At 60.9% G+C, this 13,366-nt stretch carries 13 protein-coding genes; 9 read left to right on the top strand and 4 right to left on the bottom strand.

Translation table 11 applies throughout. The features are described from left to right. Positions 1–318: 318 nt before the first annotated feature. Positions 319–777, bottom strand: a complete 459-nt coding sequence (locus tag OC605_RS10195) for an REP-associated tyrosine transposase (protein WP_262136852.1) — start codon at positions 775–777, stop codon at positions 319–321. Positions 778–1,248: 471 nt separating this feature from the next. Here OC605_RS10195 and OC605_RS10190 point away from each other — a divergent pair, with 471 nt between their 5' ends. Continuing rightward, positions 1,249–2,670, top strand: coding sequence for an amino acid permease (locus tag OC605_RS10190; protein WP_024014178.1), 1,422 nt, complete (start codon positions 1,249–1,251; stop codon positions 2,668–2,670). Between the two features lie 77 nt (positions 2,671–2,747). On the opposite strand, the gene OC605_RS10185 is transcribed toward OC605_RS10190, so the two are convergent. Together OC605_RS10185 and OC605_RS10180 are read right to left on the bottom strand one after the other, a co-directional pair. Further along, positions 2,748–4,367 carry an FMN-binding glutamate synthase family protein gene (locus OC605_RS10185; protein ID WP_123443749.1) on the bottom strand — a complete coding sequence of 540 codons (1,620 nt, stop codon included), beginning with the start codon at positions 4,365–4,367 and terminating at the stop codon, positions 2,748–2,750. Positions 4,368–4,464: 97 nt separating this feature from the next. Further along, on the bottom strand, positions 4,465–5,265 hold the full coding sequence (locus OC605_RS10180) for a helix-turn-helix transcriptional regulator (protein ID WP_186569775.1): 801 nt from the start codon (positions 5,263–5,265) through the stop codon (positions 4,465–4,467). A 124-nt stretch (positions 5,266–5,389) separates the two neighbouring features. Between OC605_RS10180 and OC605_RS10175 the strand changes: the two genes are divergently transcribed. The 5 genes from OC605_RS10175 to OC605_RS10155 all read left to right on the top strand — a co-directional run bounded on the left by OC605_RS10175 (position 5,390) and on the right by OC605_RS10155 (position 9,359). Next, the gene (locus OC605_RS10175; protein ID WP_262136849.1) at positions 5,390–6,205 is read left to right on the top strand and encodes a carbon-nitrogen hydrolase family protein; all 816 of its coding nucleotides are present in this window, start codon (positions 5,390–5,392) and stop codon (positions 6,203–6,205) included. A 188-nt stretch (positions 6,206–6,393) separates the two neighbouring features. Then, entirely contained in the window at positions 6,394–7,719 is a 1,326-nt protein-coding gene (locus OC605_RS10170) for an APC family permease (protein WP_262136848.1), read from the top strand. Between the two features lie 68 nt (positions 7,720–7,787). Continuing rightward, positions 7,788–8,198 (top strand): NUDIX hydrolase, encoded by a 411-nt coding sequence (locus tag OC605_RS10165; RefSeq protein WP_262136846.1) that lies wholly within the window; start codon positions 7,788–7,790, stop codon positions 8,196–8,198. A 23-nt stretch (positions 8,199–8,221) separates the two neighbouring features. After that, complete coding sequence (locus OC605_RS10160; RefSeq protein ID WP_262136845.1) at positions 8,222–8,860, top strand: LysE family translocator; 639 nt, start codon at positions 8,222–8,224, stop codon at positions 8,858–8,860. A 1-nt stretch (position 8,861) separates the two neighbouring features. Beyond that, complete coding sequence (locus tag OC605_RS10155; protein WP_262136843.1) at positions 8,862–9,359, top strand: GNAT family N-acetyltransferase; 498 nt, start codon at positions 8,862–8,864, stop codon at positions 9,357–9,359. Positions 9,360–9,489: 130 nt separating this feature from the next. Here OC605_RS10155 and metR read toward each other — a convergent pair whose 3' ends face one another. Beyond that, entirely contained in the window at positions 9,490–10,407 is a 918-nt protein-coding gene (gene metR / locus OC605_RS10145) for a transcriptional regulator MetR (RefSeq protein ID WP_016773382.1), read from the bottom strand. 215 nt (positions 10,408–10,622) lie between these two features. On the opposite strand from metR, the gene OC605_RS10140 reads away from it, so the two are divergent. The 3 genes from OC605_RS10140 (at position 10,623) to OC605_RS10130 (ending at position 13,363) form a co-directional block, all read left to right on the top strand. Then, positions 10,623–11,657, top strand: coding sequence for an alpha/beta fold hydrolase (locus OC605_RS10140; protein ID WP_262136840.1), 1,035 nt, complete (start codon positions 10,623–10,625; stop codon positions 11,655–11,657). 105 nt (positions 11,658–11,762) lie between these two features. Beyond that, positions 11,763–12,458, top strand: a complete 696-nt coding sequence (locus OC605_RS10135) for a hypothetical protein (protein ID WP_024014168.1) — start codon at positions 11,763–11,765, stop codon at positions 12,456–12,458. After that, positions 12,455–13,363 (top strand): hypothetical protein, encoded by a 909-nt coding sequence (locus OC605_RS10130; protein ID WP_262136839.1) that lies wholly within the window; start codon positions 12,455–12,457, stop codon positions 13,361–13,363. Before OC605_RS10135 ends, OC605_RS10130 begins: the two co-directional genes overlap by 4 nt. The last annotated feature ends 3 nt before the right edge of the window (positions 13,364–13,366 follow it).

Raw genomic sequence — 13,366 nt, 5'->3', positions numbered from 1 at the left:
AGCGGGGATAAATCCCCTCACCACAAGGATGCTGTGCACATCCCGGGATGTTGTCTGTGTGAGGAAAGGACTCCCTGTGGCCAGCAGATTTATCAATCATGCAGGGATTCCCTGTGGCGAGGGGATTCATCCCCGCTGGGCTGCAAAGCAACCCCAAAACCTGCCACCACAGTTTCTACAGGCACACCGCATGTGAGCAAATTGCGCCTGCTGCGCAGTCGAGCGGGGATAAATCCCCTCGCCACAAGTAGGCTGTGCACATCCCGGGATGTTGTCTGTGTGAGGAAGAAATCCACCTATTCCATAGAACTATTGCGCTCAGAGCCAGTAGGCATCCCAAAGCGGGTAATCACCGAGGTTATCGACCAGCCCGGCTCGCAAAGGATTATTGATGATATAGCGGGCGATGGGCTCCAGGTCCTCGCCGTCACGGATCGCACGGTCGTGGTAGCCGGTTTGCCACAGCGGTCCGTGACGTCCGGTTTTTCTGTTAACCGCATGCGTACAGCGAGCCTTTACACCGCCGATGACTTCGCCAAGTGAGCCGCGTTGCAATTGCATCAGCCAATGAAAGTGGTCAGGCATGACAACCCAGGCGATGGATTGCGCGACTCCTTGCTCATGAGCCCGGCGCAGTTCGGCAACCAGTAATCGGCCGGTCTGCCAATCTGCAAATACGGGCTGGCGTTCGTGGATGACCGAGGTGATGAAATAGGCACGACCGTTTTCCGAGTAACGACCTTGGCGCAGACGGTGGGAGTTGGGGCGGACTGGCATGTGAGCTTCCTTGCATGTGCTCCTGGCTTTTTCAAAGGTTAGTGGTTGGCCGCCCCGGTCGGCGCTGCAACTGTTGAGCGAAATTTCTGAATCCGTCGGGCGATTTGTCCGTGATCAAGCGAGGCGAGACATCACCCAGTGGATCAATGCCCTAGGGCTGAAACATGACGCTGCACCATCGCTGTGCAATACTTCGCGGCTTTTTCAGTGGCGACTTTTCCTACGTAATGCAGGTAATGCCTCTCCGCAGAACCCACTATTGCCGAGAGTTGTCGCTGAATGTTGTGACTTTTAGAGTGAAAAATCCTGCCCTGAGCTTTTTATACTGCACGCCCCGCTGATCTTTCAGGCCCGCCCTGCAAGACGCGTCTGCCCACGAAGCCGACGCGGTTTCCTGCCCAGCCAAGGCCTATCGGCCGACGCTTCGAAACCCGGTGGTCATATCCAATAACAAGACGAGGTTGTACCCCTATGCCAGTTGGCAATCCTCTGCCGCACGGCGACACCGCTTCGGGCGGTCCGCTCAAACGAGAACTCGGCGAACGGCATATCCGCCTGATGGCGCTCGGTGCCTGTATCGGCGTCGGCCTGTTTCTCGGCTCGGCCAAAGCCATCCAGATGGCCGGTCCGGCGATCATGCTTTCCTACATCCTTGGCGGTCTGGCGATCCTGGTGATCATGCGCGCACTCGGCGAAATGGCCGTGCATAACCCGGTGGCCGGTTCGTTCAGCCGCTACGCGCAGGACTATCTCGGTCCGCTGGCAGGCTTTCTCACCGGTTGGAATTACTGGTTTCTGTGGCTGGTGACCTGCGTCGCAGAAATCACTGCGGTGGCGGTGTATATGGGTATCTGGTTCCCGGATGTGCCGCGCTGGATCTGGGCCCTGGCGGCGTTAATCAGCATGGGCTCGATCAACCTGATCGCGGTGAAAGCCTTCGGCGAATTCGAATTCTGGTTCGCCCTGATCAAGATTGTCACCATCATCGCCATGGTCATCGGCGGCGTCGGCATCATCGCCTTCGGTTTCGGCAATGACGGCGTGGCGCTGGGCATTTCCAACCTGTGGGCCCACGGCGGTTTCATGCCCAACGGCGTGACCGGTGTGCTGATGTCGCTGCAAATGGTCATGTTCGCCTACCTCGGTGTCGAGATGATCGGCCTGACCGCCGGTGAAGCGAAGAATCCGCAAAAGACCATTCCTGACGCGATCGGCTCGGTGTTCTGGCGGATTCTGCTGTTCTACGTCGGCGCGCTGTTCGTGATTCTGTCGATCTACCCGTGGAACGAAATCGGCACCCAGGGCAGCCCGTTCGTGATGACCTTCGAGCGGCTGGGCATCAAGACCGCCGCCGGTATTATCAACTTCGTGGTGATTACTGCGGCGCTGTCGTCGTGCAACGGCGGCATCTTCAGCACCGGGCGCATGCTCTACAGCCTGGCGCAGAACGGCCAGGCCCCGGCCGGTTTCGCCAAGACCTCGAACAACGGCGTGCCACGCCGCGCGTTGTTGCTGTCGATTGCGGTGTTGCTGTTGGGTGTAGTGCTCAACTATCTGGTACCGGAAAAGGTCTTCGTCTGGGTCACCTCGATTGCCACCTTCGGTGCGATCTGGACCTGGGTGATGATCCTTCTCGCCCAGCTGAAATTCCGCAAAGGCCTGAGCGCCAGCGAACGTGCCGGCCTCAAGTACAAGATGTGGCTGTACCCGGTCAGTTCGTATTTCGCCCTGGCGTTTCTGGTACTGGTGGTCGGCCTGATGGCGTACTTCCCGGATACCCGCGTGGCGCTGTATGTCGGGCCGGCATTCCTGGTGTTGCTGACGGTGTTGTTTTACGTGTTCAAGTTGCAGCCGAACCAGGTTTCGCAAGACGCGGTGCGTTCGATTTCGTAAGTTCAAGCCGCTGAAAAAAACAAAGCCCCGGTCGCAAGATCGGGGCTTTTTTGGTTCACGCGAGCTGATCGCCAGTCTTACGCCGCTACCACTTCCTGCGGCTCAAAACTGTCCGCCCGCGCCATCTGCCACATCCGCGAATAGAACTCGCCATTCACTTCGCCAGTAAGCAATTCCCCCGGTTTCAGAAACACATGCAGCTGCGAGAACAGTTTGATCTCGGTTGCCGACATGCGCCGCACCAGATGCTTGGCCGACAGTTGCGATGGATGATCGAGCCCGGCGGCAGCGAGCATCTCCGCCAGCGCTTTGAGCGTGCTGCGATGGAAGTTGTAGACGCGCTGGGCCTTGTCCGGCACCACCAGAGCGCGTTGGCGCAGGGCGTCCTGGGTGGCGACGCCGGTCGGGCATTTGTTGGTGTGGCACGACTGTGACTGGATGCAGCCGATGGCGAACATGAAGCCGCGCGCCGAGTTGGCCCAGTCGGCGCCGATGGCCAGCACGCTGGCGATGTCGAAGGCGCTGACGATCTTGCCGCTGGCGCCGAGTTTGATCTTGTCGCGCAGGTTCAAGCCGACCAGGGTGTTGTGCACGAACAGCAACCCTTCGCGCATCGGCACGCCGATGTGGTCGGTGAACTCGACAGGCGCTGCGCCAGTGCCGCCTTCCTTGCCATCGACGACGATGAAGTCGGGAAGAATGCCGGTTTCCAGCATGGCTTTGGCAATGCCCATGAATTCCCACGGATGGCCGAGGCAGAATTTGAAGCCCACCGGTTTGCCACCGGACAGTTCGCGCAGTTGCTGGATGAACTGCATCATCTCGATCGGCGTGGAAAACGCACTGTGGCGCGATGGAGAGACGCAGTCCTCGCCCATCAGGATGCCACGGGTCTCTGCGATTTCTTTGGTGACCTTGTGCTTGGGCAGGATCCCGCCGTGGCCGGGCTTGGCGCCTTGGCTCATCTTGATTTCAATCATGCGCACTTGCGGATTCTGTGCCTGTACGGCGAAGCGCTCCGGGTCGAAACGGCCGTCGCTGGTGCGGCAGCCGAAGTAGCCGCTGCCCAGCTCCCAGGTCAGGTCGCCGCCGTGTTCGCGGTGATACGGGCTGATGCTGCCTTCGCCGGTATCGTGGGCGAAGTTGCCGAGTTTCGCGCCCTGGTTCAGCGCGCGAATGGCGTTGGCGCTGAGCGAGCCGAAGCTCATCGCCGAGATATTGAAGATCGACGCCGAATACGGCTGCGTGCACTGCGGCCCGCCGACAGTGACGCGGAAACCGTTCGGGTCACTCAACGGCGCCGGGCGCATCGAGTGGCCGATGAATTCGAAGCCGGACTGGTAGACGTCGATCAGCGTGCCGAACGGTTTGTCGGCGGTTTCGTTTTTCGCTCGCGAGTACACCAGCGAACGCTGGGCGCGGGAGAAGGGCAGGGCGTCGCTGTCGGACTCGAGCAGGTACTGGCGAATCTCCGGGCGGATACCTTCGACCAGATAACGGATGTTGCCCAGAATCGGATAATTGCGGCGCACTGCATGGCGCGTCTGCAACAGGTCGAACACGCCGAGCAGGCTCAGCACCGCGGTGACGGCGGTGATCGGCCACAGCCAGTCATGTTCGAGAAAGGGCAGGCTGGCGAGGGTGAAAATCACACAGACGGCAAAGAAGGCGTAGCGGCTCAGCAGCGACAGGCTCATACGGTTTCCTTGGTTCGGACTCAATTTTGTGCAACGGCACGCATTTCTGTGGGAGCGAGCAGGCTCGCTCCCACAGAAATGCGTTAGTCACATTGTTTCAGGCGTTCTGCGCCTGCAGAAAAATCGAAAACAGCTCGGACTGGGATTTGATCCCCAGCTTGCTGTACATGTGTTTCTTATGGACTTTCACGGTTTCCACGGAGATTTCCAGCTTGCGGGCGATTTCCTTACTGGAACAACCGCTGAGCATTAAACGCCCGACGTCCAGTTCCCGCGCGGTCAGTTGTGCGCCTTTGAGCTGTTGCACCGACGCTTCCAGTTGCACCCGCCAGTCTGCCTGCGCAGGTGCGACGGCGAGGGCCACGGTTTCGTTGATTTCGTACGGCAGACGTTGGCGCAACAGGCCCAGCACCCATGGTTGAATCAAAGACAGCAAAGCGATCTGTTCACCAGTGAAACGTTTTTCACTGCCCAGCGACAGGCACAGCGTGCGCTCGCCTTCGAACTGGCAATTGAACTGGATTTCGTCGGCCACCACATTCAGACGAAAGTATCGCTGGTAATACTCGGTCAGCTCGAAATGCTCCGGCGCGACTTCCGAGAGGCGATACAGGCCGGTGCGCGACTGCTCGCGGCAGGCGATGTAGAACGGATCGAGCAGATACAGTCCGCGCAGATAATCCTGGAACAACGGGTCCGGGCTGCCGTCCTCGCCGGGGCATTCGGCGAAGACTTGCGGATGCTGATCGGCACTGAACAGCAGCACCACCCAGCTATCGAAGGCTACGTACTGCTCAAGCAGGCGCACCAGTTGCGCCCAGAAATTCGGCTTGTCGAGCGCGTCGATCAATTGCCCGACGGCGCGGTGCCAAGTGATGTCATTCAACGAAAGTGTCATCAATCTACCCCTATCGGGTTACCCCGGCCGCGTGATTCCCTGGCCGGTTGCTTGCTGCGCATACTGGCCCACAGACAGGCACCGGGCAATCTTTCCGGGCCGGGCCACATAACAAGGGATAACCATGAAAGTCGAACTCGCCCAACTGGCGGGCCGTGACAACGCCACGGCTTACAACCTGCAACGCGCACTGGCGGCGATTGCTGCCTGCGCGGCCGACACGCAGATGATCGTGTTCCCGGAAACCCACCTGATGGGCTTCCCCAACGCCGAAACCGTGGCGCAGATCGCCGAACCGCTCGACGGCCCGACCGTCAGCGCCGTGCTCGCTGCGGTGCGTGAGCGCAACATCGCCGTGGTGGTCGGCATGGCCGAGAACGACAACGGCCGCTTCTACAACACCACGCTGCTGATCACCCCCGAAGGCATCGCCCTGAAATACCGCAAGACCCATCTGTGGGCATCGGATCGCGGCGTGTTCGAAGCCGGCGATCGCTACGCCACCTGCGTGTGGAACGGCGTGCGCGTGGGCCTGTTGATCTGCTACGACATCGAGTTCCCGGAAACCGCCCGCGCCCTGGCGCAACTGGGTGCGGAATTGCTCATCGTCACCAACGGCAACATGGACCCGTACGGCCCGACCCACCGCACCGCGATCATGGCCCGCGCCCAGGAAAACCAGGCGTTTGCGCTGATGGTCAATCGCGTTGATGCAGGGGATGACGGTCTGGTGTTTGCCGGTGGCAGCGCGCTGGTCGATCCGCTGGGTGCGCTGCTGTTCGAGGCCGGACGCGAAGAAGGGCGGTTCAGGGTCGAGCTGGATTTCACGCAACTGCAGATTGCGCGCAAGGATTATCGCTATCTGGATGATCAGCGTTTGAAGTTGCCGGGGGAGGTGGTGGAGCAGGCTTCTGGTCTGCGCGAGCTGCTGATTCCTTGACCTGCTGTACCTGATCGTTCCCACGCTCTGCGTGGGAACGCAGCCCGGGACGCTCCGCGTCCCAAGAGCGGACGCAGAGCGTCCATTGAGGCATTCCCACGCAGAGCGTGGGAACGATCAGCCACACCCGAAATTTTCGCCGAACCCGGCTCTGCCATAAATCCAATAACATTCGGAGTAAGTCGCCCATGGCTCGTTTGCAACGCACCCTTTCGCTAGGGTCGGTGGTGCTGTTCGGCATCGCCTACATGACGCCGATCATTGTCCTCGGCACTTTCGGCATCCTCGCCCAGTCCACCGCCGGCATGGTGCCGGCCGCCTACCTGGCCGCGCTGGTGGCAATGTTCTTCACCGCCATGAGTTACGGACGCATGGCCGCCGCTTTCCCGGTCGCCGGCTCGGCGTACAGCTATGTGCGCAAGGCAATCAGCCCGAAACTCGGTTTCATTGCCGGCTGGGCGGTGTTGCTCGATTACCTGTTTCTGCCCATGGCGATCTGGCTGATCGGCGCGGCCTATCTGGCCTCGGCGTTCCCGTCGATTCCGCAGTGGATCTGGGTGCTGGCATTCATCGGCATCACCAGTGCGATCAACATCGTCGGCCTGAAACTGGCCAACGGCATCAACGCTTTGCTGATGCTGGTGCAGTTCCTCGTGTTGATCGCCTTCGTTGCGCTGTGCGTGCACTACATCGGCGGCGATGCGAGTACGCCGCTGTGGTCGATCAAACCGTTCTTCAACGGCGACATGCAGATGCCGCTGATCATGAGCGGCGCGGCGATTGCCTGCTATTCATTCCTCGGCTTTGACGCAGTCAGCACCCTGACCGAAGAGACCCGCGATCCACGCCGCACCATTCCCCGGGCGATCATGCTGATCACCCTGATTGGCGGGCTGATCTTCGTCGGCGTTTCGTACTTCGTGCAGATCGCTCATCCATCGTTCCAGTTCGACAGCGTCGACTCGGCAGCCTATGAAATTGCGCGCAACATCGGTGGCGACCTGTTCGTGTCGATCTTCCTGATCGGCCTGATCGTCGGCCAGTTCGCCTCGGGGCTGTCGGCCCAGGCAAGTGGTTCGCGACTGTTGTTCGCCATGGGCCGCGACGGCGTCTTGCCCAAATCGTTTTTCGGCACCTTGCATGCGCGCTTCGGCACCCCGGTCAACAGCATTCTGTTGTGCGCGGCGGTGGCGTTGCTGGCGCTGAAACTCGACGTCACCACCTCGACCTCGTTCATCAACTTCGGCGCGTTCCTGGCGTTCAGCCTGGTCAACCTCTCGGTGATCTTCCATTACTGGATCGGCGGCGAGAAAAAAGGCCCGCGCGAGCTGCTGCTGTTTCTGCTCTGCCCGCTGATCGGTCTGGTGGCCGTCCTTTGGCTGATGGGCAGCCTTGATCATCTGGCGGTGTGGCTGGGGCTGAGCTGGCTGGCGATTGGTGTGGTGTATCTCGCCGTGCTGACCGGTGGTTTCCGCCGTCAGCCGCCGGAACTGGATTTTCAGGAAGCGACCTGAGCTTCGTGGCTTGGCTTCCCTCTGACGGGCATGGGATCCTTGGCGCCTTTGCGCCAAGGGATTCCTTTATGTCGACCATTCGTATCGCCGCAGCCCTGTTGCTCAACGCTCAAGGCCAGACGCTGCTGGTGCGCAAGCGCGGCACCACGGCTTTCATGCAACCGGGCGGCAAGATCGAGGCCCACGAGTTGCCAGTGCACGCATTGGCCCGTGAACTGGAAGAAGAACTCGGGCTGCAAATCGATCCGGCGCAGGCGATTTTCCTCAACAGATTCTCCGCCCCCGCCGCCAACGAACCAGGCTTCATCGTGCATGCGGAAATCTTTCAACTGACCATCGATAGCGACGTCTGCCCGGCGGCGGAAATCGAGGAAGTCATCTGGGTCGATCCGGCCACTGATCCGGCGCTCGAGCTGGCGCCATTGACACGCGAGCACATCCTGCCGTTTTATCGCCGTTCACTGATTGCACTCGCCTGATCATTCCCGCAAAGGACGTTGCCATGATCCCGTTGCAAGACCTGATGATCTTCGCCGCCGCCGCATTGCTGATGGTGCTGACGCCGGGGCCGAACATGATCTATCTGATCTCGCGGTCGATCTGTCAGGGCCGCCGCGCCGGAGTGACTTCGTTGCTTGGCGTGGTCGGCGGGTTCTTCGTGCATATGTTCGCCGCGGCGGCGGGTTTGACGGCGGTGTTTCTCGCCGTGCCGATGGCTTACGAAGTGTTGAAATGGGCCGGCGCGTTGTACCTGCTGTGGCTGGCCTGGCAAGCGCTGAAACCCGGCGCACGTTCGCCGTTCGAAGCGCAGCAATTGCCGCCGGACTCGACGCGCAAACTGATCGCCATGGGATTTCTCACCAGTGCGCTGAACCCGAAAATCGCCGTGTTCTACCTCTCGGTGTTTCCGCAATTCATCAGCCCTGAACACGGCTCGGTGTTCACCCAAAGCATCATCCTCGGCCTGACGCAGATCAGCGTCAGCTTCAGCGTCAATCTGTTGATCGCACTGTTCGCCGCAGGCATCGCCTCGTGGTTCGTGCGCAACCCGACGTGGCTGGCGATGCAGCGTTATTTCATGGGCCTGGTGCTCGGCGGCCTCGCCGTACGGCTGATGCTCGAACAACGCCGGACCGCCTGACATGTGGATCGAACGGCTGGACGCCAGCCATGCCCTGGCTTATCGCGAACTGATGCTTGAAGCCTATGACCGGCATCCGCAGGCGTTCACCTCCAGCGTGCGCGAACGCGCGGTGATGCCGTTGAGTTGGTGGGAAGCGCGCCTGACCAGTAAGCTCGATGTGGTGCTGGGAGCATTCGATGCCGGGACATTGGCCGGGATTGTCGGCCTGGCGTTCGAACCGCGCGAGAAGGCGCGCCACAAGGCCACGCTGTTCGGCATGTATGTCTCGGCGGATTTTCGTCGCAAGGGTCTAGGGTTTGATCTGGTCCAAGCAACTCTGTCCGAGGCGCAAAAGCATCCGGCGCTGAAACTGCTGCAGCTCACCGTGACTGCCGGCAATGACGCGGCTTTTCAGTTGTATCAGCGTGGTGGCTTCATTCAGTACGGCCTCGAACCGCTGGCGGTGCGGGTGGGCGAAGACTACTTCGACAAGATCCACATGTGGCGCGAGCTCTGACCCACCACGACAATCCTTGTGGGAGCGAGCCTGCTCGCGAAGGCGTCCGTCCAGCCGACATCATCGCTGAATCATCCACCGCTTTCGCGAGCAGGCTCGCTCCCACAGGGGGAACTCTTGCTCGGAAAAATCAGCGTACGGCGCTGACCCCATCGAGGGTCGAAAACGAGGTGTCCTTGGCGGTCAGGAGGAAATCGCGCATGTACGGCGCGTCGAGCATGTCGGTGCGAATCGCCGCGTACAGTGTCGCAAACAAGCCCTTTTCACCCAACCGTTTGCCCTTCACATAACCGCGCGAGCTGTATTCATGCAGCGCCCAGTGCGGCATGCCGCAGACGCCACGGCCGCTGGCGACCAGTTGCATCATCATCACCGTCAGCTCGGAAGTGCGCACCTGCGCCGGTTCGATGTCGGCCGGTTCGAGGAAGCGGGTGAAGATGTCCAGGCGATCGCGTTCCACCGGGTAGGTGATCAGCGTTTCCGTCAACAAGTCTTCAGGAACGATGTACGGCTTGCTCGCCAGCGCATGCTGGTTGGCCACCGCGAGCATGGCTTCGTAGGTGAACAGCGGCACGTAAGTGATGCCGGCAATTTCCAGCGGATCGGAGGTCACCACCAGATCCAGATCGCCACGGGCCAGTGCCGGCAGCGGGGCGAAAGCGAAACCCGAAGCCAGGTCCAGCTCGACTTCCGGCCAGGCATCGCGGAACTGGTCGATGGTCGGCATCAGCCACTGGAAGCAGCTGTGGCATTCGATCGCCATGTGCAGACGCCCGGCGGTGCCACCGGCCAGCCGACCAATGTCCCGTTCCGCAGCACGCAACAGCGGCAGAGTGGCATCGGCCAGTTGCAGCAGGCGCAGACCGGCGCTGGTGAAGCGCACCGGTTTGGTCTTGCGCACGAACAACTGCATGCCCATGCGCTCTTCCAGCTCTTTGAATTGGTGCGACAGTGCTGACTGCGTCAGATGCAAACGGTCGGCGGCGTCGACCAGGCTGTCGGCCTCGCGCAGGGCATGCAGGGTTTTCAGATGTCGGATTTCAAGCACCGGCGGGCTCCATGAAGAAAACTTGTGACGAATGCGTGGAAGGTGAGTTTGTCTCATGAAGCACGCTTTGTCGATCTGCCGGCCAGGATCCGGCGGGCAATCGACAGCCGACCGCTCGGCACTCTTCATCAAACTGTCATGCAACTGTGGCAGCGCGCTCGCACGAACTTCATCAGACTCGCGCTCTACTGGGGTGCTGCGTTTTGGTGTTTTTCATGTTCAAGAGAGTTTTTTCAGTCGCGGCCGCGTTGGCCGCGCTTTTGTTCGGGGCCGGCTCGTTTGCAGCCGGACGCTGCGATGTCAACGTGCCGACCGAGCACGCCGAGCTGGCGCAGGTCAGTCTTGCCTATCAAAGTATCGGCCGTGCATCAGACCCGGCGCTGTTGCTGGTCATGGGCCTGGGTGGGCAGTTGATTCACTGGCCGGATGAAGTGGTTGTCGCTTTGTGCCAGCAGGGTTTCCGCGTGATCCGCTATGACAACCGCGACGTCGGATTGTCGACCTGGCGGCAGGCACCGATCGAGGCCAATCTGACTTTCGAAGTGCTGCGTTACAAACTCGGTCTGCCGGTCTCGGCCCCTTACAGCCTGACTGACATGGCCGACGATGCGCTGGGTTTGATGACCGCGCTGAAGGTCGAGCAATTCCACGTGCTCGGCGCGAGCATGGGCGGAATGATCGCCCAGCACATGGCGGCGATGGCTCCGCAGCGGGTGGAAAGCCTGACGCTGATCATGACCACTTCCGGTGCTGAAGGCCTGCCGGCGCCGAGTGCGGCGCTGGTGCAGTTGCTCTCGCGGCGGGGTGCGCCGAACCGTGAAGTGGCGCTGGAGCAACAGGCCGATCTGCTCGCGGCACTCGGTAGCCCGGCGGTAACCGATGATCGCCAAGCGCTGTTGCAACAGGCGGCGGCGTCCTACGACCGCGCGTTCAACCCCGAAGGCGTCAAACGGCAGATCATGGCGATACTTGCCGAACCCAGTCGCGTGGCTTTGCTCAATCAACTGCGCGTGCCGACCCTGGTGGTGCATGGCACGGCAGATCCGCTGCTGCCGGTGATGCACGGCGTACATCTGGCGGCGCACATTCAGGGCAGTCGGTTGAAACTGATTCCGGGGCTGGCGCATCGCTTTCAGGAGGCGTTCAAGGAACCGTTGCTGGCGGCGGTGTTGCCGTATCTGCAGGCGCATCGCGAGGATACTTCGCATTGGGCGCAGGTCGATCCGGCGGCGCCGAACAATCTGCTGTAACAGTGCCAGCATCCTGTCGCCAAAAAAATATCAATGTGCCACTATTGTTTGCCGCGTTGTTGCCGATAAGGCGCAGGAACGTTTTCAGACATAGGGACTTGATCCATGATTTTTCGCGCTACACGTCAATGGGCCGCGCTGGCTCTGCTCGCCGTACTGACTCTCACCGGCTGCGCCCATGTGCAACCGCCCGTGGCCCTGGACAAACAGTTCTGGGATGCCAAAGAGCCGACCATTGGTGTGGCCATTACCGTCGTACCGTCGCCAGTGCTGGCGCTGACCGGCAATCAGGGCATCCTTGATTACGCCATCAATGCCGGCGTCAACAGCAAGCTCAGCGCCAACGTCGAAACCTGGCAGGTGCGCGACCTGGAAACCCTGCCCGACGCCATCGTCGCCAAGCTGCAAGCCAAGGGCTACAAGGCCAAGCGCATTGATGAAAAGGTCGATCTGAAGACCTTCAAGGAAGTCGATTTCCGCGAGGGCTACATGACCAAGGACCTGTCGCCGATGAAAGCCGCCCACGGCATCGACCGTCTGCTGCTGGTGTCGATTTATGCCACCGGTGCCACCCGCAGCTACTACAGCATCGTGCCCACCAGCGTGCCGATGGCCCAGGTCGGCGGCCAGGGCATGGTGATCGATCTGTCGGACAACAAACTCTTGTGGTACCAGCCATTCGCCGCTGTGCAAGCCGCGCAAGGCGAGTGGGACGAGCCGTCCTACACCAACCTGTCCAACGCGTTTTATCAGGCGATGGATAACAGCCGGCAGCAAATGATCGCCCCGTTCGCGCAATGAAACGTCTGGCGCTGACCTTCGCGGCGATCTCGCTGCTGGTGTTGCCTGGCTGTGCGCAGAAACCGGCACCCGAGGCCGGTTTCAAGGATCAGGCCGCCATGAGCTATGTGCAGGCACACGGGCTGAAGGTCGACGTGCAACTGCCGGCGGAATTCGTCGGCGCCAGCACGGTGATCGACAGCAAGGCGGCAGTGAACGCGGCCAATTCCAGCTACACACTGGTGTCAAGCTCCGGCGCTGGCGCCGGGTTGGCGGGGATTCTGGTGGCCAGCCTGATCAACACGCAAATGGGTTCCGGTACGTTACAGCGCGATGCCGAAAAAGCCGCGCTGAACGAATCGCGGCCGCTGGCCGACCTGCTCGCCGGCGTGCCGTTGCAGGAGCGCTTGCAACAGCGTTTTCAGGCGGCGTCGCAAGTGTCCGGATTCAAGCAGGGCACAGGTGCGGTGACGGCACGCTTGCTGATCGAACCGAAGCTGATGCTGACGCCCGATCGCGGCAGTTTCGTGCTGGTCAATCAGGTGCAATTGCAGGATATCGCCGGCTCGGCGCTGTACCGCATGCGCATCGAAGTGGCCAGTCAGCCGATTCGTCGTTGCGGCAAGCAATGCATCGATGACGGCGCCCTTGACCTGGCCAAGGTCACCGCCGCGCTGGATGAATGCATTGATGAATCCATGCGCGTGTTGAGCGCCGATTTGATGCAACCGACGCCACCGCCCGCCGCGCAGGAAACCCTGCGTTACGTGCTCGACGGCCAGCGCGTGGTCGAGCGCGGTTATCAATTGGCGCAGAACGGCAACTACTGGCGCTACCGCAACCTGTACGGTGCGGTGAAGTCGGTGCCGGTGCCGTTCGAGGATGCCTTGTCGTCCGCGCAACTGGCCAAGGTCTACGGCCGCTAGAGG

The sequence above is a fragment of the Pseudomonas sp. Marseille-Q5117 genome, from assembly GCF_946901175.1.
GTDB lineage: Bacteria > Pseudomonadota > Gammaproteobacteria > Pseudomonadales > Pseudomonadaceae > Aquipseudomonas > Aquipseudomonas iranensis.
The sequence above is the reverse complement of the archived record's forward strand: the minus strand, read 5'-3'. Positions and strand labels throughout refer to the sequence as shown.